The 24,165-nt window shown below is 71.2% G+C and carries 18 protein-coding genes and 1 riboswitch; of the genes, 7 read left to right on the top strand and 11 right to left on the bottom strand.

Annotated elements, in window-relative coordinates; all coding sequences use genetic code 11:
* Positions 1-17 precede the first annotated feature (17 nt).
* The 7 genes from AB0O00_RS05630 to AB0O00_RS05600 form a co-directional block, all read right to left on the bottom strand.
* Positions 18-1,037, bottom strand: coding sequence for a ribonucleotide-diphosphate reductase subunit beta (locus tag AB0O00_RS05630; RefSeq protein ID WP_363648811.1), 1,020 nt, complete (start codon positions 1,035-1,037; stop codon positions 18-20).
* Positions 1,037-3,460: a ribonucleoside-diphosphate reductase subunit alpha gene (locus tag AB0O00_RS05625; protein WP_363648822.1), complete on the bottom strand. Its 2,424-nt coding sequence runs from the start codon at positions 3,458-3,460 to the stop codon at positions 1,037-1,039. Before AB0O00_RS05625 ends, AB0O00_RS05630 begins: the two co-directional genes overlap by 1 nt.
* 189 nt (positions 3,461-3,649) lie before the next feature.
* A riboswitch (cobalamin riboswitch) is annotated at positions 3,650-3,794 on the bottom strand.
* Between the two features lie 65 nt (positions 3,795-3,859).
* On the bottom strand, positions 3,860-5,149 hold the full coding sequence (locus tag AB0O00_RS05620; protein ID WP_363648810.1) for a ricin-type beta-trefoil lectin domain protein: 1,290 nt from the start codon (positions 5,147-5,149) through the stop codon (positions 3,860-3,862).
* A 62-nt stretch (positions 5,150-5,211) separates the two neighbouring features.
* Positions 5,212-6,537 (bottom strand): glycosyl hydrolase, encoded by a 1,326-nt coding sequence (locus tag AB0O00_RS05615; protein WP_363648809.1) that lies wholly within the window; start codon positions 6,535-6,537, stop codon positions 5,212-5,214.
* Entirely contained in the window at positions 6,537-8,600 is a 2,064-nt protein-coding gene (locus tag AB0O00_RS05610; RefSeq protein ID WP_363648808.1) for a glycosyltransferase family 2 protein, read from the bottom strand. Before AB0O00_RS05610 ends, AB0O00_RS05615 begins: the two co-directional genes overlap by 1 nt.
* Positions 8,601-8,857: 257 nt before the next feature.
* A complete protein-coding gene (locus AB0O00_RS05605) occupies positions 8,858-9,991 on the bottom strand; it encodes a DUF2510 domain-containing protein (protein ID WP_363648807.1) in 1,134 nt (377 codons plus the stop codon).
* A 153-nt stretch (positions 9,992-10,144) separates the two neighbouring features.
* Entirely contained in the window at positions 10,145-10,639 is a 495-nt protein-coding gene (locus tag AB0O00_RS05600; RefSeq protein ID WP_363648806.1) for an N-acetyltransferase, read from the bottom strand.
* Positions 10,640-11,010: 371 nt separating this feature from the next.
* Between AB0O00_RS05600 and AB0O00_RS05595 the strand changes: the two genes are divergently transcribed.
* Positions 11,011-11,970, top strand: coding sequence for a helix-turn-helix domain-containing protein (locus tag AB0O00_RS05595; protein WP_363648805.1), 960 nt, complete (start codon positions 11,011-11,013; stop codon positions 11,968-11,970).
* A gap of 19 nt (positions 11,971-11,989) precedes the next feature.
* Here AB0O00_RS05595 and AB0O00_RS05590 read toward each other — a convergent pair whose 3' ends face one another.
* From AB0O00_RS05590 to AB0O00_RS05575, 4 genes are all read right to left on the bottom strand, one after another.
* On the bottom strand, positions 11,990-12,805 hold the full coding sequence (locus AB0O00_RS05590) for a histidine phosphatase family protein (protein WP_363648804.1): 816 nt from the start codon (positions 12,803-12,805) through the stop codon (positions 11,990-11,992).
* 159 nt (positions 12,806-12,964) lie between these two features.
* Positions 12,965-14,578: a monocarboxylate uptake permease MctP gene (gene mctP / locus AB0O00_RS05585; protein ID WP_363648803.1), complete on the bottom strand. Its 1,614-nt coding sequence runs from the start codon at positions 14,576-14,578 to the stop codon at positions 12,965-12,967.
* Positions 14,575-14,838 (bottom strand): DUF3311 domain-containing protein, encoded by a 264-nt coding sequence (locus AB0O00_RS05580; protein WP_363648802.1) that lies wholly within the window; start codon positions 14,836-14,838, stop codon positions 14,575-14,577. Before AB0O00_RS05580 ends, mctP begins: the two co-directional genes overlap by 4 nt.
* 332 nt (positions 14,839-15,170) lie before the next feature.
* The gene (locus AB0O00_RS05575) at positions 15,171-15,962 is read right to left on the bottom strand and encodes a GntR family transcriptional regulator (protein WP_363648801.1); all 792 of its coding nucleotides are present in this window, start codon (positions 15,960-15,962) and stop codon (positions 15,171-15,173) included.
* Positions 15,963-16,299: 337 nt separating this feature from the next.
* Here AB0O00_RS05575 and AB0O00_RS05570 point away from each other — a divergent pair, with 337 nt between their 5' ends.
* The 6 genes from AB0O00_RS05570 (at position 16,300) to AB0O00_RS05545 (ending at position 24,145) form a co-directional block, all read left to right on the top strand.
* Positions 16,300-17,580: an extracellular solute-binding protein gene (locus AB0O00_RS05570; protein WP_363648800.1), complete on the top strand. Its 1,281-nt coding sequence runs from the start codon at positions 16,300-16,302 to the stop codon at positions 17,578-17,580.
* Positions 17,581-17,733: 153 nt separating this feature from the next.
* Entirely contained in the window at positions 17,734-18,696 is a 963-nt protein-coding gene (locus AB0O00_RS05565; RefSeq protein ID WP_363648799.1) for a sugar ABC transporter permease, read from the top strand.
* A complete protein-coding gene (locus tag AB0O00_RS05560; RefSeq protein ID WP_363648798.1) occupies positions 18,693-19,523 on the top strand; it encodes a carbohydrate ABC transporter permease in 831 nt (276 codons plus the stop codon). Before AB0O00_RS05565 ends, AB0O00_RS05560 begins: the two co-directional genes overlap by 4 nt.
* A 6-nt stretch (positions 19,524-19,529) precedes the next feature.
* Positions 19,530-21,083 carry a glycoside hydrolase family 3 protein gene (locus AB0O00_RS05555; protein WP_363648797.1) on the top strand — a complete coding sequence of 518 codons (1,554 nt, stop codon included), beginning with the start codon at positions 19,530-19,532 and terminating at the stop codon, positions 21,081-21,083.
* Between the two features lie 511 nt (positions 21,084-21,594).
* Entirely contained in the window at positions 21,595-22,908 is a 1,314-nt protein-coding gene (locus AB0O00_RS05550) for an extracellular solute-binding protein (protein ID WP_363648796.1), read from the top strand.
* 178 nt (positions 22,909-23,086) lie between these two features.
* Complete coding sequence (locus AB0O00_RS05545) at positions 23,087-24,145, top strand: SIS domain-containing protein (protein WP_363648795.1); 1,059 nt, start codon at positions 23,087-23,089, stop codon at positions 24,143-24,145.
* Positions 24,146-24,165: the final 20 nt, after the last annotated feature.

Below are 24,165 nucleotides of genomic sequence, written 5' to 3'. Positions count from 1 at the left end.
CTGCCATATCTAGCTGCTTAGAACTCGTCGTCGAAGGAGACGGAGCCCTCGACGGCGACCTGGTAGGCACTCACCCGGCGCTCGAAGAAGTTCGTCAGCTCCTGGACGTTCTGCAGCTCCATGAAGCCGAACGGGTTGCTGGACCCGTACCGGATCGGCAGGCCGAGACGCGCCAGGCGCTGGTCGGCGACGGCCTCCAGGTACTGGCGCATCGAGTCGGTGTTCATGCCGGCCAGGCCATCGCCGCAGAGGTCCTGGGCGAACTGGAGCTCGGCCGCGACGGCCTCCTCCAGCATCTCGGTGACCTGCTTGGCCATCTCGTCGTCGAAGAGGTCGGGCTCCTCCTCGCGGACGGTGTCGACGACCGACATCGCGAAGTCCATGTGCATGGACTCGTCGCGGAACACCCAGTTGGTGCCCGTCGCGAGACCGTGCAGCAGACCACGGCTCCGGAACCAGTACACGTACGCGAACGCGCCGTAGAAGAACAGCCCCTCCACGCACGCCGCGAAGCAGATCAGGTTGAGCAGGAACGCCCGCCTGTCCTCCTTCGTCTGCAGCGAGTCGATGTGGTCGACCGCGTTCATGTACTTGAAGCAGAACTGGGCCTTCTGGTGGATGGAGGGGATGTTCTCCACCGCGGCGAAGGCCGCGTTGCGGTCCTCGGGGTCGGGCAGGTACGTGTCGAGCAGCGTCAGGTAGAACTGGACGTGCACGGCCTCCTCGAACAGCTGGCGCGACAGGTACAGCCGCGCCTCCGGGGAGTTGATGTGCTTGTACAGGCTCAGCACCACGTTGTTCGCGACGATCGAGTCGCCCGTCGCGAAGAACGCAACGAGCCGGCCGATCAGGTGGCGCTCGCCCTCGCTGAGCTTGGCCAGGTCGGCCACGTCCGAGTGGAGGTCCACCTCCTCCACCGTCCACGTGTTCTTGATCGCGTCCCGGTACCGGTCGTAGAACGACGGGTAGCGCATCGGGCGCAGCGTCAGCTCGAAGCCGGGGTCGAGCAGCATCTTGCGGTCTTCGGACTGGGGCATTACTGGCAGGCCTCGCAGGACTCGGGGTTCTCCAGGGAGCACGCGATGGCGGCTTCCTGCTCCGGGGTAAGGGTGGCGACCGGGATCGGCGTAGCAGCGGCGGTGCGGGCGGCACCGGGCGCGGCCTGGGCGATGCGGGTCGCCGGGCGCGAGCGCAGGTAGTAGGTGGTCTTCAGACCGACCTTCCACGCGTACGCGTACATCGAGCTGAGCTTGCCGATGGTCGGCGCCGCCATGAACAGGTTGAGCGACTGGCTCTGGTCGATGTACGGCATGCGGGCCGCCGCCAGGTCGATCAGCGCGCGCTGCGGCAGCTCCCACGCCGTCCGGTACAGCGAACGGACCTCGGCCGGCAGCCAGTTGAAGTCCTGAACGGAACCGTTGGAGTCGCGCAGCGCGTCCCGGGTCTGCTGGTCCCACACGCCGAGCTCCTTGAGCTCGCGCACCAGGTACGGGTTGACCTGGAGGAACTCGCCGGAGAGCGTCTCGCGCTTGAACAGGTTGGACACCTGCGGCTCGATGCACTCGTACACACCGGCGATCGACGCGATCGTCGCGGTCGGCGCGATGGCCAGCAGCAGCGAGTTGCGCAGGCCGGTCTCGGCGATGCGGGCGCGCAGCGACTCCCAGCGGTCGGCCCACTGCGGCGCAGCGCTCGGGCTGTGCTTGTCTCCAAAGAAATGGTCGATGTGCAGCTCGCCGCGCGCGGCGCGGGTCTCGCCGTACGCCTCGTGGCGGCCCAGCTGCTCGGCCAGGTCCGCGGAGCGCTCGTACGCGGTGAGCATGATGCGCTCGGCGATGAGCGTCGACAGCTGCGCGGCCTCGGCGGAGTCGAAGTCGATCCGCAGCTTGAAGAAGACGTCCTGCAGGCCCATCACGCCGAGGCCGACCGGCCGCCAGCGGGAGTTGGAGGCGCCGGCCTCGACGGTCGGGTAGAAGTTGATGTCCACCACGCGGTCGAGGAAGGTCACGGCCGTGCGGACGGTGGCGTCCAGGCGCTCCCAGTCCATGGCAGCGAGGAGGTCGGAAGCCGAAGCCCCGGAAGCCACGTGCGCACCGAGGTTGACCGACCCCAGGTTGCAGACGGCGGTCTCGGAGTCGTCCGTGACCTCCAGGATCTCGGTGCACAGGTTGGAGGAGTGCACCGTGCGGCCCGGCAGTGCGGTCTGGTTGGCGGCGCGGTTGGAGGCGTCCTTGAAGGTCATCCAGCCGTTGCCGGTCTGCGCGAGGGTGCGCATCATGCGGGCGTAGAGGGTCTGCGCGGGGATGGTGCGCACGGCCTTGCCGGCCTGCTCGGCCTTGCGATAGGCCTCGTCGAACTCCTCGCCCCACAGGTCGACGAGCTCGGGCACGTCGGCGGGGGAGAACAGCGACCAGTCCGCGTTGGCGTTGACGCGGCGCATGAACTCGTCCGGGATCCAGTGCGCCAGGTTCAGGTTGTGGGTGCGGCGCGCCTCCTCACCGGTGTTGTCGCGCAGCTCCAGGAACTCCTCGATGTCGGCGTGCCAGGTCTCCAGGTAGACGCAGGCCGCGCCCTTGCGGCGGCCGCCCTGGTTGACCGCGGCGACCGAGGAGTCGAGGGTGCGCAGGAACGGGACGATGCCGTTGGACTTGCCGTTGGTGCCGCGGATCAGGCTGCCGCGCGAGCGGATGCGCGAGTAGGACAGGCCGATGCCGCCGGCGTGCTTGGACAGCCGGGCGATCTGCGCGTAGCGGTTGTAGATCGAGTCCAGGTTGTCCAGCGGCGAGTCGAGCAGGTAGCAGCTCGACATCTGCGGGTGGCGGGTGCCGGAGTTGAAGAGCGTCGGCGAGGAGGTCAGGTACTCCAGGCGGCTCATCAGGCCGTACAGCTCGGCGACCTCGCGCACCGACTGCTCGCTGTCGCCGACCGCCAGGCCGCAGGCGACGCGGAGCAGGAAGTGCTGCGGGGTCTCGACGACCTTGCGGGTGATCGGGTGGCGCAGCAGGTAGCGGGACTGCACGGTGCGCAGGCCGAAGTACTCGAAGCGGTCGTCGCCCTGGGGGTCGATCAGGGCGTCGAGGGCGGCGGCGTGCTTGGCGACGAAGGCGGCGGTGGTGTCGCCGATGAGGCCCTCGGTGTGGCCGACGGCGACGGAGGCGGCGAAGGAGACGGCGCCCTGGCTCACGGCCTCGTCGACGATCTCCAGGGCGAGCAGGCGGGCGGCCAGCTTCGAGTACTGGGGGTCCTCGGCGATCATCGACGCGGCGGCGTCCACGGCCAGCCCGCGCAGCTCGGCGAAGTCCGAGCCGGCGTGGCGCCCGCGCAGCGCGGCGGCGGCGACGTGGCCGGGGTCCACCTGGGGGAGATCGGCGCTGCGGTCGGTGAGGAGCCGCAGGAGTGCGCCGCCGGGGTCGGAGACCGTGGGGTCGGCGGGGGCGGAGCCGGTGCCCTGGGCGGGCAGGGTAGCTGAGGCAGCGATGGTCAAGGCGCTCTCTCCTGGCGGCGATCGGCGGCGGTGATCGGGGGACCGGGCCGTTCGGGGCAGGGGCGCACGCGCGCAGGCGCGCATGGGCGCGTCGCACGACGGTGTCATCCCCGGCCCGCCCGCGAGGCCCGGAAGGTACTGCGTGTGCTGCCGGCCTCTGCGGGAGGGCCTCTGCACGCCGTCGGCAGGTACTCGGACTCGCGGGAGAGGCTCGGTTGAGCCGCCCGCACACCGCTGCGGGGCAGTCCCGGACTCGCACCGGGTTCCCCTGCGTCGACAGCAGGGATGAGCATACATCTAGTGCCGGTAATCCGATGCAGCCCCACATGTAGTGTCGCGCGGCACAGTTGTTCGAGCTCGCGTGCGATAAACTGCTCAGGCCGGGGGGTGCCATTCCTGGCTCGTGCGGCCGTCGCACGGGCGCATCCGCACCTGTGCCGCGCCGCCCGCCGGCGTCCCCGAAGAGGCGCCCGTGGGGGCGCCTGAAGGGGCTCCCGAGGGGCCCGCCGGATACTCGACGCAGCGCCCGGTGTCCTGGTTCGCGAGCTGACCGGTCTGGGTGACCCGCCAGCGCTGGTCGGACCGGGAGGTGCAGGCCGTGAGGACCGGGAAGCCGATGGCCGGGTCCTCGACGCAGCGGCCGGACTGGCCGATCGAGCCGTCGTCCGCCATCGTCCAGGTCTGGGCCGCGGAGCCGTCGCAGGTGCCCGCGCCGACCGCCGCCGGGTCGCCGGTGACCCGGCTGTCCAGGCACAGGCCCGGCAGCGCCGAGGTGATCGCGCCGCTGGGCTGCCCGGCGGCCGCCTGGAACGAGAACGAGTCGCTGCCGAGCCCGGCGCCGCCGTCCCAGATCTCGAACCCGGCCTGGACGGCGCACAGGTAGGAGCCCGCCGGGACGTAGCCGCGCTGGACGGCGTCGCGGGTGAAGGCCCGCAGGTCCAGGTCGGTGACGGAGGCCGTGCTGGTCGCCATCTCGTAGGTGATCAGCGTGTGGCTGCCCGTCTTCGGCGCCTGGAACACGCGGTAGGACGTGCCGCCGGCCTTGAGCTCGCCGGCCTCGTCGCCGAACGGGGTCTTGCCGTTGCCGCGCAGCCAGATCATCAGCTCGGCGCTCTCGGTGAACGAGCAGCTGGTGCGGCTGTTGCTGTACCAGATGTCGTACGAGGCGTTGTAGACGCCGGAGTCGACCTGGGTGGTGTGCCAACTGCTGGTCGCGTAGCGCAGGTTCCCGACCGGGATCGGCAGCGGTCCGGTGCCCGGCTGGAGCTGGGTGCTGATGTGCGGGTAGGCGCCGGGGCCGCGGTTCGGGTCGGTCAGGCTGGCCGGGCCGACGCCGCTGCGGGTGACCTTGAAGCCGGTGGCGCCGTCGGTGCTGCTGATGCACAGGCCCCCGGTGGCGTTCCACTCGTTGGGGTTGATCAGGTAGCGGCCGGAGTCCACGGCCTGCGAGGGGTAACGGTTCTGCGCGGTGGAGCACAGCTCGCCGGCGGTCGCGGCGGGCAGCGGAGTGACCACCGGGGCGGCCTTGACGGGTCTGGCGGGCTCCTGCTGGCCCCGGGGGAGCAGCAGGGCGCACAGGACCAGCGCGATGACGGCGGCCGGCGCGAGCGCCCACCACGGGCGCCGGCCGGCGTGCCCGGTGCCGGGTATGGCGGGGTTGGTCATGGGGTGCTCGCCTCCCTGCTGCTGCGTGGTCGTGCGGTCCGTCGGCCGGGCCTGGGGCGCGCTCACCCGGTGGGGGTGGAGCTCGACCGCGGCCGGGTGGCGCCGGCGGTCGGCTTCCGGGTCGGGGTGCCGGGCCTGGTGACGGACGGGGAGGCCGAGGGCGACGGGGAGGGGTCGGCCGTCGGGGAGGGCGCGGGCGGCGGTGGCGGCGGCGCCGCGGTCACGGCCGGTACGGAGTGGACGGTCCACGGCGTGTTGTAGCGGGGTGCGGCGACCCCGGCGGCGTACGCCTGGGAGGCCGCGTCGGACGCGGCGACCCGCCAGTCGACCTCCTTGCGCGCCTCGTACCAGATCACGCCGATGATGTCGGGGTGCTGGGGGAGCTGCGAGAACATCTCGGTGATCCACTGCGCCTTGAGCCCGGAGGTGTCGGTGGCGCCGGTCTCGGTGATCACGACGGGCTTCTGGGTGAAGTCCCGCAGTTCCTTGATGGTCGGCTGGAAGATCTGGTCGAAGGACTTGTACTTCTCGACGCCGGTGGTGCCGTAGTAGCCGGACAGGCCGATCCAGTCGACGTAGTCGTCGCCGGGGTAGAGCGTGCCGAGGCCGGTGGCGTTCTCGTAGTCGACGTTGGGGCTCCACACCCAGGTGACCCTGGTCGCGCCGACCTGCTTGAAGATGTCGTGGACGTGTTTCCACGCCTGGACGTACTGGCCCTTCCTGTTCCCGTTGGCCTGCTCGGCCCAGGGGTACCAGTAGCCGTTCATCTCGTGGGCGAAGCGCAGCGCGACGGGGTAGCCGAGGCCCTTGACGCCCTCGGCCCAGGTCTTGATGTAGTCGTCGAACCTGCCGTCGATGATGTTGGAGAGGGCGTACTCGGGCTGCTCGCCGCGGAGCTTGTCCTCCTTCGCCTCCTTGCGGTAGTCCCAGGGCTCCCAGGCGACCATCGGCATGATGCCGCGCTCGGCGACCGTGTCGAAGATCCGGCGGTCGAACTTGCGGTCCCACCAGCCGACCGAGAACTCCAGGACGTTGGGCTGGTGCTTGACGGCGGAGGTGAACTCGTCGAGCGGGCCGAGGTCGTAGGGGCCGGTCTTGGTCATGATGCCGGTGAACGCCTCGCCGGCCGGCGGGAACTGCGGCGGCGGGGGCGGCGTCGGCGACGGGACGGCCGTGGCGCCGGGGGAGGGCGTGACGGGGGCGGCGGTCGGGGGCGCGGCCAGGGCGCTGGTGAGCCAGGTCGGCATCGCGGTCGGGGCGGCGCCAGCGAAGCCGTACGGGTCCTGGTCGTGGCCCCGAGACAGCCGGGGCGCGAGCACGAAGGTGTAGCCGACCATCAGGGCCAGGGCGACCAGGGCGGCGATCCGGGGGACGGTGATCCGGAACATCAGCGGCCCTCCTGCTCACGGCGGCCGCCGGCCCGGGCGGGCTCCAGCAGTTCCTCGAACTCCCCGTCGGCGTCCGGCTCTTCGGCGCGCCGGGCCCGGCGGCGCTGGGACGGCACCGGCCGGGCGGCGGGCGCCTCCACGGCTTCGGACGTCTCGACGGCCTCAGGCACCTCGACGGTTTCGGGTGCCTCAGAGGTCTCGGGAGACTCGACGTCCTCGTACGCCTCCACAACTTCGGACGCCTCGGCGGCCTTGGCCGCGGCGGCACGCTGGGCGCGGGCCTCGCGGCGTCCGCTGACGAAGGAGATCACCGGCGGCGCCACCCCGGTGAACAGGCTGACGACCGCCCAGAACCGCAGGATCCAGATGTCGTGGTGGAGCGTGAAGCTCGCCCCGAGCAGCCCGCCCGCGACGGCCGCCCACAGCAGGTGCAGCCGGAACGTCGACAGCGACTCGGCGCTGCGCAGGTCGCCCTTGGCGGTGACGGCGTAGGCGAGCGGCCGGCGCAGCAGCGCGGCCAGCGCCGCGGCGACGTACACCGGGCCGGCGAACAGGGCCAGGCCCATGCCGGCCATGCCGATCTCGCGCCGCTCGTGCGCGGCCAGGTTGAAGCGGCGCAGCCACAGCCACAGCACGAACCAGCTGCCCATGCTGGCGCCCCACAGGGCCATCCAGTGGGTGCTGTTGAGGTGGATGGAGGTGACGCCGAGGGCCAGGTAGACGGAGGTGGCGAGGCTGCCGAGGACGGTGTTGACCGCGACGCTCGGGTAGTAGAACTGGACGAGCCCGTAGAGCACGCGCTGGCGCAGCCGCAGCTTGAGGCCCGAGCGCAGGCGGCCCTTGAGGAGGATCTCCCAGATGCCGTAGGCCCAGCGCTTCTGCTGGTTGAAGTAGTCGGTCCAGGAGGTCGGGCCCTCGCCGACGGCGAGGACGTCGGGGGTGTAGACGCCCTTCCAGCGGCGGTCGGTGGCCGGGTTGACGGTGGCCTGGATCCGCATGCTGGTCAGGTGGTCCTCGATGATCGAGTCCTGGTAGCCGCCGATCTGCTGCCACGCGGTGGGCCGGTACAGGTGGTTGGTGCCGATCAGCAGCGGCGCGTCCATGCCGTTGCCGCCGCGCTCGACCAGTCCGGAGAACAGGTACTGCTGCACGGAGGCGCCGTGGGCGACCCAGTTGTCGTACATGTTGCCGTAGACCTGCGGGGCGACGACGAACGCGGTGTCGGGGTCGCGGAAGTAGCCGAGGGTGCGCTCCAGGAAGCAGGGCAGCGGGACGTGGTCGGGGTCCATCTGGGCCACGACGTCGTAGCCGTGCTCGTGCTCGGCGCGCCAGGAGTTGTGGTTGCCGGACTTGGTCTTGGCCCGGAACTCGCCCTCGGCCTGGTTGTACTCGGGGCGGCCCTTGCGGCTGAAGTGGTGGACGCCGAGGCGCGCGGCCATCTTCTTGACCCGGTCGTCGTCGCCCTCGTCGAGGATCCAGACGTCGACCTGGCCGTCGTACTCGATGCGCAGCATCGCCGCGAGGGTGCGCTCGACGATCTCGATCGGCTCCTTGGAGGGCACGATCGTGGTGAGCACGGCGACCTTGAGGCCGGGCGGCGGGGTGACCGGCAGGGGGTCCTTGGCGCGGAAGGCGAAGACCCAGACGGCGAGGTTCTGGACCAGGCGGATCAGTTCGACGGTGATGACGGCGCAGAAGCAGATGCGCGCCAGGTTGATCCGCCAGTCCGGGGACCAGCCCACGCCGGAGCCTGGGATGTGCTCGGGCAGCAGCAGCCAGCCGACGAAGGCGAGGCCGGCCAGCGCGTTGACCGTGACCAGGAGCGTCATGACGAACTTGACGCCGCGCGAGGAGACCGAGCGGTAGCGCACGGCGGCGCCGTCCTCACCCGGGGTCAGCTGACCGGTCGTGTCCGCGCAGGCGATGTAGGCGCGTTGGGCGGCGCTGTTGCGCAGGTCGCGGCGGACGAGGCGCCGTTCGTGCCGGCCCCGGGGGAGTATGCGTCCGTGGCGCCCCCGTCCCCGGCCGGTCCGGTTCGCCGCGTTTTCGTTGGTGGAGTCCACCGGTATCCCCCATACAACGCCCGGTCGTACCGGAGCCGTTGGTTTCCTGCTTCGTCGACGCCCGTGGGCCGTGGTCACCCGCCCGTTGCTGAACGGTTCGGCGGGACCGACACGTTATACATGGGGTCGGATTGTCGTTCAAGCGGTCAGCATACGGGCAGCGGTGGGCCGGCCACAGCCGGGGTCCGGCAGTCGCCGCGGCGCAAAACGCCGCAGGCCCCGCCGGGAGGGGCGGGGCCTGCGGGGAGCTTCACCGATCAGGGCGTGATCTTGACGGAGTTCGCGATCTGGTCCATGACCGTCAGCGGCGGGGCCTCCGACGCCTGGTCCAGGCAGATCTGCAGCACCGGCACGGTGGTCGCGCCGGCCGCCGGGGTGACCTCCAGGACGCCGCAGTAGCTGTCCGGGGTCGAGGAGCCGCTGGACATCGGCACGTGCCACAGGGCGAGGTAGCCGTCCAGGTTCTGGATCTTGACGGCCGACTGCTTCACCGGCTCCGGCGGGGTGGGCGCGTCCGAGCCGTAGCGGACGTTGTAGAGCAGCTGGCCCATGCCGAGCACGAGGGACTTGGGGTCGGACCAACCGCCGTTGAACACCCGGAGGTTCTGGACCACCAGGCCGCGGGTGCAGGCGCCGCTGCCGTGGCCGACGCAGGCGTACGGGCTGACCGCGTACCGGACGTCGGTCGGGGTCTTGGCGTCGTTCTGGATCTGCCAGTCCTGCGGCACCATGAAGCTCATCTTGCCGTCCTGGCCGGTGACCTGACGCCCGCCCGCGAGGGTCTGGCCGCCGGTCAGCGCGGTGCCCATGAAGCCGTTCGGGCTCTTGGGGTCGCCGGTGGCCGAGGGCGCGGTGCTCGACGAGGCCTTCGGCGAGCCGCCGGTCTTGTGGCCGACGACGTAGCCGGCGCCGGCCATCGCCAGGGACAGCACCACGGCGCCGACGGCCAGGAGCACCCGGCGCTTGCCGCGCTTCGGGTCGACGGTCTCGAAGACCACCGAGGTCGGGATCGGCTGCGGCGCGGGCGCGGCGGGCCCGGGGCCGGTCAGCGGGCCCGGCGCGGGCTGCTGGACCTGCGGCTGGACGGGCTGCGGCGCGGGCTGGGCGGCCGGTCCGCTCTGCGGGCCCGACGTGGCGGTCTGGGTCGGCAGCGACGGCATGGTCGGGGTGGGCGGCGCGGCGGCCGGGCCCGGCACCGGCGGGGCGACGGCCGTCGGGGCCGCGGCGTTCGCGGCGTCACGGCCGGGGACGGCGTCCGCGGGTGCGCCCGCGGCGCCTCCGGGCTTGGCCTGAATCTTGTCGGTCCACGTGGAACCGTCCCACCAGCGCAGCGTGTTGGGCTGGCCGGAAGGGTCGTCATACCAGCCGCTAGGCGCACTCCCCGTCGTCATGCGGCGGATCCTAGCAGTGTCCCTATCAGATGGTCATTTCAAGTCACAGGCCTTTGGCCACCGGCCGCGCACGCTGCCGGAACGCCGTCAGCACGCCATCCGCACGCCGTCCGAACGGCGCCTGCGTGCCGCCTGCGCGCTGCCCGCGGGCCGTCAGAAAGCCATCGCGTAGACCATCAGGTCCATGCCGGGGAAAGGCGCCCAGTCGCGCTCGGGCGCGCGCCGGAATCCGACCCGCTCGTATATGCGGTGGGCGGCGGTCATCCGCGGCTGGGTGGAGAACGCCATCCCGGCCAGCCCGAGTTCGCGGGTGCGGGCCAGGGCGGCGCGCACCAGGGCCTCGCCGACGCCCCGGCCGCGGGCGGCCGCGGCGGTGGCGAGCATCCGGATCTCGCCCTCGCCCGGGGCGGCGATGTCGGCCCACTCGGTGCCGCCGACCGCGAAGGTCACGCAGCCGAGGACCCGCCCGTCGGCCACGTCGACCGCGACGAGCAGCTCGGCCTCGCGGGAGCGGCGGCCGGCGTCGCGCAGGAGCGCGACGTAACTGCTGTCGGGCGCGGTGTGGCCGTCGCCGACGAAGGCCTCGACGGTGATGCGGCCGGCGTCGTCGAGGTCCTCCTCGCGGGCCGGGCGGATGACGATGTCCATGCGGAAAGTGTGCCGGAGTCGTGCGGGGTCGCGGCGCCGGGGGTCGCGCGGGGGACGGCCGGGGCGGCGGGCCCGGTGCCGTGGAGGCGGTCGAGGCGGTCCGGGCCGGCCGGGTAGCCGCCGGAGCGGTGCCAGTTGTCGCGGCCGGCGGCGGCGCCGCGCGAGACCTCCCGGCCGATCAGGGTGCCGAGCAGGCCGAACCCGCCGACGGCACCGGCCAGGGCGAGTGCGCTCGCGATCGTTTCGGAGTCCATGGGTCCACTCTCGCGGCGCCGCGCGGGGCCCACGAGTGGCAGGAATGACCGGTTCCATCGAAATCCTGCCACCCCGGGCCCTTCCCTCCCCACGGCCCGCCGGGCATCCTGATCCGCATGCTCAAGAACGTGGTCACGGTCGTGCTGGAGGAGGTCCACCCCTTCGAGCTCGGCGTCGCCTGCGAGGTGTTCGGCCTGGACCGCACCGAGGACGGCCTGCCCGGGTACGACTTCGCGCTGGCCGGCGCCCGCCCGGGCCCGCACCGCACCCACGCCGGCTTCTCGATGGACGTCCCGCACGGCCCGGAGCGGCTGGCCGGCGCCGACCTGGTGATCGTCACCGCCTCCTCGGTCCGCCCGCGCTACCCCGAGCCGCTGCTGGAGGCCCTGCGCGGGGCCGTCGCCGCCGGTGGCCGGGTGCTCTCCATCTGCAGCGGGGCCTTCGTTCTCGGCGCCGCCGGCCTGCTGGACGACCGCCGCTCCACCACCCACTGGCGGTACACCGGGGACCTCGCCGAGCGCTTCCCGAAGACCCGGGTCGAGCCGGACGTCCTGTACGTCGACGACGACCCGGTGATCACCTCGGCCGGGACGGCCGCCGGCATCGACGCCTGCCTGCACCTGGTGCGCAAGCTGCAGGGCGCCGAGGTGGCCCGGGGGATCGCCCGCCGGATGGTGGTGGCCCCGCACCGGGAGGGCGGGCAGGCCCAGTTCGTGAACCGCCCGCTGCCCGGCGGCGACGGCGACTCCCTGGCCCCGCTGCTCGACTGGATGCGCCACCACCTGGACCGGGAGTGCACCGTCGAGCAGCTGGCCGCCCGGGTCCACATGTCGCCGCGCACCTTCGCCCGCCGCTTCCAGCAGGAGACCGGGACCACCCCGCACCGCTGGCTCACCGGGCAGCGGGTGCTGCTCGCCCAGCGGCTGCTGGAGTCCACCACCGAACCGGTGGACGCGGTCGCCGCCCGCTGCGGCTTCGGCAACGCGGCGGCCCTGCGCCACCACTTCGGGCGCCGGCTCGGGACCACGCCGCTGGCCTACCGGCGCTGCTTCGCCGGGCCGGGCGGTGAGGACTGACCCCAGGACCGGTCGCCGGTCACAGGTGGTCGGTGTCGTTCCAGTACGACGGCCGCAGCCGCCCGTCCCGGGCCCGCCACAGGCTGGTGGAACAGTTGTGCACCGGCCCCAGCGTCATCAGCCGCTCCTCGGTCAGCCGGTCCAGCGCGTAGCGCAGCATCAGCACCGTGCAGTCGTGCGCCACCAGCAGGACCGGCCGCCCGGCCTCCTCCTCGCACACGTCCCGCAGCAGGCTGCGCACGCGCAGCGCGACGTCCGCCCAGGACTCGCCGCCGGGCGGGCGGTAGTACAGCTCGCCCATCTTGCGCCGCCGGGCCGCCTCCTCCGGGTGCTTGGCCTCGATGGCGGCCTTCGGCAGCATCTCCAGGACGCCCAGCTCGCGGTCGCGCAGCCGCTCGTCGTAGCGCACCGCGAGCGTGACCGGGACGGCGCCGAGCCCGGCGGCCTGGGCGAGCGCGATCCGGGCGGTCTCGGCGGTGCGCACGTACGGCGAGCACCAGACGCTGCGCGGGCGGTCGGCGCTGGGCAGCGCCGCCCACCAGCGGCCGAGCGCCTGGGCCTGCTGCTGGCCGTGCAGCGACAGCGGGATGTCGGCGTCCCGGCAGCTGATCGGCACGCTGAGCGCGCCGGCCGCCTCGGCCAGCTGGAACTCCACGTTGGCGGTGGACTCGCCGTGCCGGGTGGCGATCAGCACGGACGGCAGCCGGACGGCGGCCGGCTGGCCCTTCGCCGGCTGTCCGTTCGTGGGGTGGCCGTTCGTGGGCTGGCCGTTCGTCGTGACCGTAGGACGGGTGGACTGGTGTTGACCGTTGAGGGTGGTGCCGAGTTCTGCCATTGCCGCGAGCTCCCCGTGGGTCGATCAGGTGCCGGCCGGTGGTCTCCGGTCCGGTCTGGTGGTGCCCGGCGTGCGCGCCCGTTCATACATATGATCGCGCCGCCTTCTCCCAGTGTTCACGGAGAAGACGGCGCGATCACAGGGCGCGCGCACGGCCAATCAGTGCGCCGCTACGGGCTCCGGCGCGTTCTGCGGCTCGTCGCCCCGGCCTTCGGCGCTGTAGTCGGCCGGCTTGGTCTCGTCCGGGCCGTAGGGCGCCCGGACGGCCCGCAGCACCAGGGTGAGGACCACGGCGACGGCCAGGTTGAGCACGAAGGCGGTCAGGCCGATGTAGCCGTACTGGCCGATCCCGGGGATCTCGGCCGCGTTGCCGCCGAAGTGCTTGGTGGCCGGACTGGCGATCCCGTACGCCTCCCAGCTGCCGTAGACCATGCCGGCCGCCCACCCGGCGAACAGCGCCCAGTGGTGGAACCAGCGGGTGAACAGGCCGCCGACGATCGCGACGAAGGTCTGCAGGATCCACAGGCCGCCCAGCAGCTGGAGGTTGATCGCGGCCTGCTTGTCCATGCCGAGCACGAAGATCAGCGCGCCGACCTTGACCAGCAGCGAGACCAGCTTCGCGACCTTGGTCTCGTCGGCCGGGGTGGCGGAGGGCTTCAGCCACTCCTTGTACACGTTGCGGGTGAAGAGGTTCGCCGCCGCGATCGACATGATCGCGGCCGGCACCAGCGCGCCGATCCCGATCGCCGCGAAGGCGACCCCGGTGAACCAGTCCGGGAACATGTCCGCGAACAGCTGCGGTACCGACAGCTGGGCGTTGAACTTCTTGTCGCCCTTGCTGACGTTCGCCGCGATCGCCATGAAGCCGAGCAGCGCCAGCAGGCCCAGCATCAGCGAGTAGGCCGGCATGATCGCCATGTTCCGGCGCACCGTGTTGCGGGACTTGGAGGCCAGCACGCCGGTCACCGAGTGCGGGTACATGAACAGCGCCATCGCCGAGCCGATCGCGAGCGTCGCGTACGTCCACTGCTTGTCGCCCGGGACGGTCAGCGAGCCGGCCGCCTTCGGCGCGCTGAACTTCTGCTGCGCGGCCTCGAAGATGTGCCCGTACCCGCCGAGCCGGATCGGGATGTAGATGACCGCGACGATGATCACGACGTAGACCAGCGTGTCCTTGACGAACGCGATCAGCGCCGGCGCCCGAAGCCCGGAGGAGTAGGTGTAGGCCGCGAGCACGCCGAAGGCGATGAACAGCGGCAGGTCCTTGACGAACCAGTTCGCGTTCGCCCCGCCGCCGACGCCCAGCACGTCCAGCACGGCCTGGATGCCGACCAGCTGGAGCGCGATGTACGGCATGGTGGCGAGGATGCCGGTCAGCGCGACGACCAGGGACAGCGGCCGGGAGCCGTAGCGCCCGCGCACGAAGTCGGCCGGGGTGACGTACCCGTGCACCCGGGAGACCGACCACAGCCGCGGCAGGAAGAGGAAGACCAGCGGGTAGGCGACGATCGTGTACGGCACCGCGAAGAAGCCCGCCGCGCCGGTGGCGTACACCGCCGCGGGGACGGCCACGAAGGTGTACGCGGTGTAGAGGTCGCCGCCGAGCAGGAACCAGGTGACCCAGGTGCCGAAGCTGCGCCCGCCGAGGCCCCACTCCTCCAGGTGCTGCGCGTCGTCCGCCCGGCGCCAGCGCGAGGCGAGGAAGCCCATCACGGTGACCAGGAGGAAGAACAGCACGAACACGGTCAGGGCGGTGACGTTGACGTCCTTCATCGCGCACCCCCCGCCCGGGCGGCCTTGCGGGCCTTTTCGTCGCGGTTGATCAGCAGGTACGCGGCGACCGTGAACACGGCCGAGGCCGGCACCCAGAGCAGCTGGTACCAGTAGAAGAACGGCATCCCGCCGACGGCGGGGCCGGTCTTGTCGTACGAGGACACCCAGAGCATCGCCACGATCGGCACCAGCAGGGCGAGCCCGGCCAGCACCCGCTCGGGCGTCACCGCGGGCACCGGGGTGCCCGGTGGCTCGGGCATGACATCTTCGGGGAAATCGCTGGGGACATCGGGATCAGACGGCATCTTCGGCTCCGCTCCGGAGGGTCCACCCCGTCGGCGCCGCAGCCCCCGGGACGTCGCACACGCCCCGGGACCCGCCGAGCAGCACCATCGGTGATCGGCTGTCAGTACGGCTGCGCAATCTAGACGATGAAGTGATCCATGTCACCGGATATGACGGAACTTCCCGCCATCCGGACGCGGCGTGGACGCCCCCACCCGGCGCGCTTTCGTCCGTGCACGCCGGCAAATGACGGAAACGGGCACCGGCGCGTGCGCCGGTGCCCGTCATTCGGGAGTGCGAGTGCGCGCTATTCGGGGCGCTGCAGACGGGTGATGAACTTGTAGCGGTCGCCGCGGTAGATCGAGCGCACCCACTCGACCGGGTTCCCGTCGGCGTCGAAGGAGTGCCGGGAGAGCTGGAGCATCGGCAGGCCGAGGTCGGAGCCGAGCAGGCCGGCCTCGCGCGGGTTGGCGAGGGTGGTCTCGATGGTCTCCTCGGCCTCGGCGACGGTGACGCCGTACACCTCGCGCAGGGCCGCGTACAGGGAGTTGTGCTTGGCGAGGTTGCGGCGCAGGGCCGGGAAGCGCTTGGCGGACAGGTGGGCGACCTCGATGGCCATCGGGTCGCCGTTGGCCAGCCGCAGGCGCTCGATGCGCAGCACGCGCCCGCCGGGCTTGATGTCCAGCAGCGGGGCGAGGCGCTCGTCGGCGGTGATGTAGCCGATCTCGATCAGCCGGGAGGTGGGCTCCAGGCCCTGGGCCCGCATGTCCTCGGTGTAGGAGGTGAGCTGGAGGGCCTGGGCGACCTTGGGCTTGGCGACGAAGGTGCCCTTGCCCTGGATGCGCTCCAGCCGGCCCTCGACGACCAGTTCCTGGAGGGCCTGGCGCACGGTCGTGCGGGAGGTGTCGAACTGGGCGGCGAGGGCGCGCTCCGGCGGGACCGGGGTGCCAGCGGGCTGGGTCTCGGTGAGCTGGAGCAGGTGGCGCTTGAGGCCGTAGTACTTGGGGACGCGCGCGGTCGGGTCGGTGCCGGCCTGCGCCGGGAGGTTCTTCACCTCGGGGTCGTTGACCTGGGCGCTGGTTCCCCCGTCGCTGCTCATCGGACCTGTTCTCCCGCTTCTCGCGGGGCCTTCACCGGCCCCGCCACATCGTTAACGGGTCACATCGTTGCATGTATGGCTACGGAACGAATACCTCATCACGCGATGAACGATGTGCGGTGTCGGCTTGATAACGGGTGGTCCTGATCGGTCGAACAGCCGTTGACAGGCCCATTGGTCTAGGCCAAGCTCCAGGCAGCTGGTCTACACCACTAGACCGGTGACTACGAATCCCCCCACCCGTTCGAAGGGGTCCGCGGCACCTTTCCTCCCGCTATGCGTGGGTAAGCCGCTGCCACCCGACGGGGGCAATCCAGGCATCCCTCAGGAGGATGGCGTGAAGCGTCAGCTCATCGCGGCGGTCGGCGTCGCGGCAATGGTCGTCGGTCTGGCGGCCTGCGGCTCGGACGGCAAGAGTGACGACAGCAAGAGCGGTTCGTCCTCGGCGGCCAAGAACTTCGACGGCAAGACCCTCACCGTCTGGATCATGGACGGCTCCGACCCCAAGGGCTGGCAGGAGAGCGTCAAGGCCGACTTCACCGCCGCCTACCCGGGCGCCAAGCTCGACATCCAGACCCAGAAGTGGAACGGCATCGGCCAGAAGGTCACCGCCGCGCTCTCCGAGGGCTCGGTCGACGTCCTGGAGATCGGCAACACCCAGACGGCGGGCTACGCCTCCACCGGCGGCCTGATGGACATCACCAAGGACAAGGCCAACGTCGGCGGCGCCGACTGGGCCGCCAACCTGAACGAGTCCTCGATCCTGGACGGCAAGCAGTACGCCGCCCCGTGGTACTTCACCAACCGCGTGGTGACCTACAACAAGGACATCTGGACCAAGGCCGGCATCACCACCCCGCCGAAGACCCTCGACGAGTTCTACGCCGACCTGGACAAGGTCAAGGGCGTCCCGGGCGTCACCGACCCGCTCTACATGCCCGGCCAGGAGTGGTACGCCTACTTCGGCCTGCTGACCAGCGAGGGCGGCAAGTTCGCCAAGAAGGACGGCGACAAGTGGGCCGGCGGCCTGTCGTCCCCCGAGGCGCAGAAGGCCTTCGAGACCTACAAGAAGCTGCAGAGCTACTCGGCCACCGCCCCGAAGGACAAGGACGAGGCCACCCCGCAGCAGAAGGACGTCTTCGCCAAGGGCAACATCGGCACCATCATCGGCCTCGGCTGGGAGGTCCCGAAGGCCGAGGAGCTGGCCGCCGACAAGATCGGCTACTTCCCGCTCCCCGGCAAGACCGCGGACAAGCCCTCCAGCGTCTTCCTCGGCGGCTCGAACCTGGCCATCGCCCAGCAGACCAAGAACCCCGAGCTCGCCAAGGGCTTCCTCAAGATCGCCATGAGCGACAAGAACGAGGGCCTGATGGCCGGCGCCGGCCTCATCCCGAACAAGACCTCGCTCAACAGCCAGGTCACCGGCGACTTCGCCAAGGCCGCCCTGCCGGCCTCGGCCAACGGCGCGACCACCCCGAACGTGCCCACCTGGAGCAACGTCGAGAACGAGCCGAACCCGATCAAGGACTTCCTGACCGCGGCGCTCACCGGCGACTACGCCGCCGCCGCCAAGAAGGCCGACGACGAGATCGCCAAGCGTCTCAACCAGAAGCAGTAAGGCAGTCGAGCGGCGTCGCTCACCGGCTCCCGGCGGGGAGCCGGTGGGCGGCGCCCGTCCGTCGTGACGGGTTGTCAGGAAGAGAGAACGATGGCTGTGCATTCGCAGCGGGTGCAGACACAGTCCCCGAAGCCAGGGAAGACCGCGGTGGCCATGACAGACGAGATCGCCACTTCCGGTGCCGAGCGCACCCCGAACAAGGGCCGCAGACCGGCGGACGGGCGGAGCCTCGGATCCCGGACCGCGCCGTACCTCCTGCTGCTGCCGGCCATCGCGGCGACCGTCGTCCTGCTGGGATGGCCGCTGCTCAAGATCGCCGTGGTGTCGTTCCAGAACCTCAACAAGCGGCAGTTCATCCAGCACCTGACCGAGTGGAACGGCTTCGCCAACTACACCGAGCAGCTCGGCAGTTCCGAGTTCTGGACGATCACGCTGCGCACGGTGGCGTTCACCGCGGTCAACGTCGTCCTCATCATGGTGCTCGGCTCGCTGGTCGGCCTGCTGCTCGACCGGCTCGGCAAGCGGATGCGCCTCGCGCTGTCCGTCGGCCTGCTGCTGGCCTGGGCGATGCCGGTGGTCGCCGCGACCACCGTCTACACCTGGCTGTTCGACCAGCACTACGGCGTCGTCAACTGGTTCCTGGACAAGCTCGGCTGGCACTCGATGGCCGACTTCAGCTGGACCAGCGGCGAGTACTCGACCTTCTTCGTGGTCGTCCTGCTGATCGTCTGGCAGTCGATCCCGTTCGTGGCCTTCAACACCTACGCGGGCCTGACCACGATCCCCAAGGAGCTCTACGAGGCCGCCCGGATGGACGGCGCCGGCTCCTTCAAGGTCTTCGGCTCGGTGACCTTCCCGATCCTGAAGCCGTTCTTCCTGGCCACGACCTTCCTGGAGGTCATCTGGGTGTTCAAGTCCTTCACCCAGGTCTACCTGATCAACAAGGGCGGCCCGGACGGACTCACCCGGACCCTTCCGGTCCACGCCTTCCTGGAGGGCTTCGGCGCCCAGCGCTTCGGCGTCGGGTCCGCGATCGCGGTCCTGACCATCCTGATGCTCTGCCTGCTGATGGCCTACTACTTCCGCATCATCCTGAAGCAGGAGGACGAGCTGTGAGGCGCTCGCTCATCGGACGCACCTGGCCGAACGCCGTCGCGTCGGTCCTGTTGGTCTTCTTCCTTTTCCCCGTCTACTGGATGTTCGCGACGTCCTTCAAGCAGGACAAGGACATCGTCAGCCGGGACCCGGTCTTCCTCCCGCTGGACGGGACGCTGGCCCACTTCGACCGCGCGGTGCACGTCGACCACTTCTGGACGTACGTCACCAACAGCCTGATCGTCACGGCCGGCGCCGTGGTCGGCTCGCTCCTGATCGCCACCCTGGCCGCCTTCGCGATCGCGCGGATGAAGTTCCGCGGCCGCAAGGGCTTCGTGCTGGTCGTCATGGCCGCGCAGATGGCGCCCTGGGAGGTCATGATCATCGCGGCCTACCTGATCGTCCGCGACAGCGACATGCTCAACAGCCTCGTGCCGCTGACCGCCTTCTACATGATGATGGTGCTGCCCTTCACGATCTGGACGCTGCGCGGCTTCATCGCCGCCGTGCCCAAGGAGCTGGAGGAGTCGGCCATGGTGGACGGCTGCACCCGCACCCAGGCCTTCGTGAAGGTGATCTTCCCGCTGCTCGCCCCCGGCCTGATGTCGACCTCGCTGTTCGGCTTCATCACCGCCTGGAACGAGTTCCCGCTGGTCAACATCCTGAGCAAGCAGGTCCAGGCGCAGACCCTGCCGCTGTGGCTCGCCTCGTTCCAGACCAACTCCGGCACCGACTGGGGCGCCACGATGGCCGCGTCCACCCTCTTCGCCCTGCCCATCCTCGTCCTGTTCGTCTTCCTGCAGCGCAAGGCGGTCAGCGGCCTGACCGACGGCGCAGTGAAGGGCTGAGAAACCGTGAGCATCCTCGTCCCCACCGCCCTGGACAGCGACCAGCTGCACCGGGACGCGCTGACCGTCCTGCAGCCCGGCTTCGTCGGCACCGAGCCGCCGGAGTGGCTGCGCCGCCACCTCGCCGCCGGGCTCGGTTCGGTCGCCCTGTTCGACCGCAACGTGGTCGACCTCGACCAGCTGTCCGCCCTCACCCGGGCGCTCCGCGCGGAGAACCCCGACCTCCTGATCGCCATCGACGAGGAGAGCGGGGACGTCACCCGGCTGGAGGCGGGCTCCGGCTCGTCCTGGCCCGGCAACCTCGCGCTCGGCGCGATCGACGACCCGGCGCTGACCCGGGACGTCGCCCGCGAGCTCGGCCGGGCGCTGGCCGCGGCCGGCGTCAACTACAACTGGGCGCCCACCGCGGACGTCAACTCCAACCCGCGCAACCCGGTGATCGGCGTGCGCTCCTTCGGCGCCGACCCGGAGCTGTGCGCCCGGCACACCGCCGCCTGGGTGGAGGGCCTGCAGTCGGCCGGCGTCGCCGCCTGCTCCAAGCACTTCCCCGGCCACGGCGACACCGCCGTCGACTCGCACCACGGCCTGCCGGTCATCGACGTCGACCTGGACGTGCTGCGCGCCCGCGACCTGATCCCGTTCCAGGCGGCGATCGAGGCCGGCACGAAGGCCGTCATGACGGCCCACATCATGATCCCGGCGCTGGACCCGAAGCTGCCGGCCACGCTCAGCCCGACCGTCCTGCGCGACCTGCTCCGCGCGGCCCCGGCCGACGGCGGCCTCGGCTACCAGGGCCTGATCGTCAGCGACGCGATCGAGATGGGCGCCATCGCCGACACCTTCGGGATGGGCGAGGGCACGGTGCTGGCCCTGGCGGCCGGCGCGGACGCGATCTGCGTCGGCGGCGGCCTCGCCGACGAGGAGACCGTGCTGATGCTGCGCGACGCCATCGTGGCGGGCGTGCGGGCCGGCCGGCTCGCCGAGGAGCGGCTCGCGGACGCGGCCGACCGGGTGCGGGCGCTCGGCAGCTGGGGCCGGATCTCGGCCCAGGGCGAGCGGCCGGAGCCGGACCTGGCGGTGGGCCTGCGGGCCGCCCGCCGGGCGCTGCGGGTGGTGCGGGCGCCGGGCCGCGAGGTGCTGCCGGTGACCGAGCGCCCGTTCGTCGCCTCGTTCTCGGACGAGCCGAACATCGCCGTCGGCGACGTCACCCCGTGGGGCGTGGCCGGGATGCTGGCGGACCGCTTCCCCGGCACCCGCACCCGCGAGGTGTCGGCCGCCGAGGGCGCTCCGGAGCTGCTGGACGGGCTGGTCGCCGAGCTGGTGGCCGGGGCCGAGGGCCGGCGCCTGGTGCTGGTGGTGCGCGACGCGCACCGGCACGCCTGGATGTCGGCGGTGCTGGGCCGCCTGGTGGCGGCCCGTCCGGACGCCGCCGTGGTCGAGATGGGCCTGCCCCAGTCCGAGCCGGTCGGCGCGCTGCACATCGCCACCCACGGCGCCGCCCGGGTCTGCGGGCTGGCCGCCGTCGAGGTGCTCACCGGCCAGCCGGGAGCGATCGGCTGAACCCCCGCGAGGACGTCACCGGCCGGGCCCGGGAGACGTCGGCCGACGGGCCCGCCATGCGCATGCCGCATGGCGGGCCCGTTCTTTTTCTCGGCGCTGCGTGTTTCCCGGCGCTGCGTGCTTCTCGGCGCTGCGTGTTTCCCGGCGTTGTGTGTCTCTCGGCGCCGTGTTCGCCCGGCGGTGGCCGGCAATGGCGCGCGGATGACGGTGTTCCCTCAAGAGGGCCTTAAATCCGCCTTAAGTTCCACTTAGGGTGACGGCGGAGCGACTGATCGCCACGGGAGCGCTTCGCGGTACAACAGCTCTGCAACGGCCGTGGCAGAAAGGCCAATTGGCCGTTGACACCGCCATTGGTCTAGGCCAGAGTCCACTCCATCCGGTTCGAGATCGAACCTCGCCGGATGTGGTATCGGCCCTCCCCGAAGCTCCATGCCCCTGCCCGGACCCTCCGCTGCGGGCGCCATCACGCTGCCGGCGGGCACCAACGGCTCTAGCACCCTCGGAGGATGGCGTGACGAAGCGTCAGCTCATGGCGACGTTCGGGATCGTGGCACTGACGGCCGGACTGACGTCCTGTTCCTCGGCCGGCGGACCGTCAGGGGACTCCGGCAGCTCGTCCGCCGAGCCGGCGAACACGACCGGCACCGTCACCGTCTGGCTGATGGACGACGCCCAGAAGAACTGGCCCGACCTGGTGCAGCGGGTCAACGACGACTTCGCGGCGAAGTACCCGAAGGTCACCCTGCGGCTCGCCTACCAGGGCTGGGCGGACAAGGTCGGCAAGCTCGACAAGGCGATCGCCGACGGCAACGCCCCGGACGTGGTCGAGCTCGGCAACACCGAGACCATGAAGTACGTGCTGTCCGGCGCGCTGGCCCCGGTGGACCGGACCACCTTCGACAACTCCGACAGCTGGATCAAGGCGCTCGCCAACACCTGCACCTACCAGGACAAGCTCTGGTGCGTGCCCTACTACGCGGGCGCCCGGGTCGCCATCTACAACGCGACCGCCTTCCAGCAGGCCACCGGCAGCGCCGACTTCCCGAAGACCGAGACCGACCTGACGGCCGCCCTCGACAAGATCGCGGAGAAGAACAAGGCCGACAGGAACTACTCCCCGCTCTACCTGCCGGGCCCGTACTGGTACGCCGCGATGAGCTACGTGGCCGCGGCGGGCGGCAGCATCGCCAAGTTCGACAGCTCGGGCAACTGGCACGGCACGCTCCACGACCCCAAGTCCCAGCAGGGCATCGGCCACTTCGCCGACCTGGTCCGCAAGTACAACAAGGCCGACCTGACGGTCAACGAGCAGAACCAGTACGAGGCGATGGCCCGCGGGCGCACGGCGTCGTTCTACGGCAACGGCTACGAGGCCGCGAGCGTCACCGCGCCCGGCACCGGCGACCCGACCCTCAAGGACGCCGTCAAGGTGGCCACCATGCCCGGCCCGGACGGCAAGCCGCTGCCCACCTTCATCGGCGGCTCCGACCTCGCCGTGACCGCGAAGTCCCCGCAGGCCGCGCTGGCGAGCGACTGGATCCGGATGTTCACCAGCACCAAGTCGCAGCAGGCGCTCGCCGACAAGGACATCCTGCCGAACAACCTCACCCAGCTGAACCCGCTCAAGAGCCGGCCCAACACCGCGGCCGCGGCCAACGCGGTGCCGGACGCCTGGTTCACCCCGCTGGCCCCGGGCTGGGGCGCGGTCGAGAAGCAGAAGATCATCCCGGACATGCTGACCGCGATCCTCAAGGGCAAGCCGGTGGACCAGGCCACCAAGGACGCCGACGCGGCGATCGACCAGCTGATCAACAAGGCGTCCTGACCCCGGGGCCGCCTGCCCGCCGCCTGCCCGCCCCTGCCCGGGGCGAGCAGGCGGGCCGCCGTCCCCGTAGGATTGCGGCAGTTATCACCGCAGCGAGTGTGCGGACTCGCCGCCGTAGAGGTCCCCGCCGGGCAGTCGTGCCCAGCGGGGTCGAACCACTCATCGGAGGCACATCCAGATGTCCGACACGCAGACTGTTTCCGTCCCGGGCCGGATCATGGCGGCGGAGATGGCCGAGCAGCCGGCCGTCCTCCAGCGCATCCTCGACGAGGGCGCCCCGAAGATCCGCGAGGTCGCGGCCGAGATCGCCGCCCGCAACCCGCGCTTCGTCCTGCTGACCGCGCGCGGCACGTCCGACAACGCGGCGCTGTACGCCAAGTACCTGATCGAGATCCTGCTCGGCAAGCCCGCCGGCCTGACCTCGATGTCCACCACGACCGCCTACGGCGCCACGCCGGACCTCACCGACTGCCTGGTGATCACCGTCAGCCAGTCCGGCGGCTCGCCGGACCTGGTGGCCTCCACCAAGGCCGCCCGCGAGGCCGGCGCGATCACGCTCGCCGTCACCAACAACGCCGCCTCGCCGCTGGCCGAGGTCTCCGAGTTCCACATCGACGTGCTGGCCGGCCCGGAGAAGGCGCTGCCCGCGACCAAGACCTACACCGCCGAGCTGCTGGCGCTGTACCTGCTGATCGAGGGCCTGCGCGGCGGCGACGGCTCGGCCGCCAAGGAGCTGCCGGCCCTGGCCGCCGGCATCCTGGCCCGCCAGGCCGAGGTGAAGGCCCTGGCCGAGCGCTACCGCTTCGCCCAGCGCCTGGTCATCACCTCGCGCGGCTACGGCTACCCGACCGCCCGCGAGGCGGCGCTGAAGCTCATGGAGACCACCTACATCCCGGCCTCCCCGTTCTCCGGCGCCGACCTCCTGCACGGCCCGCTGGCCATGGTGGACAACGTCTCGCCGGTCATCGCGATCGTCCCGGACGGCAAGGGCGGCGAGGCCCTGCAGCCGGTGCTGGACCGCCTGCGCGGCCGCGGCGCGGACCTGGTCGTCATCGGCCAGCAGGCCCAGGTGGACGCCGCCTCGGCGGGCTTCGCGCTGCCGGCCGGCGTGCCCGAGGAGGTCCAGACGATCCTGGAGATCCTGCCGCTCCAGCTGCTGGCCTACGAGGTCACCATCGCCCGCGGCCAGGACCCGGATGCCCCGCGCGCGCTGGCCAAGGTCACCGAGACCCACTGACGCCCGGCAACAGAACCGGC

Source organism: Kitasatospora sp. NPDC093558 (assembly GCF_040683475.1).
GTDB lineage: Bacteria > Actinomycetota > Actinomycetes > Streptomycetales > Streptomycetaceae > Kitasatospora.
Note: the sequence above shows the minus strand (reverse complement) of the source record. Positions and strands in the feature narration are given on the sequence as shown.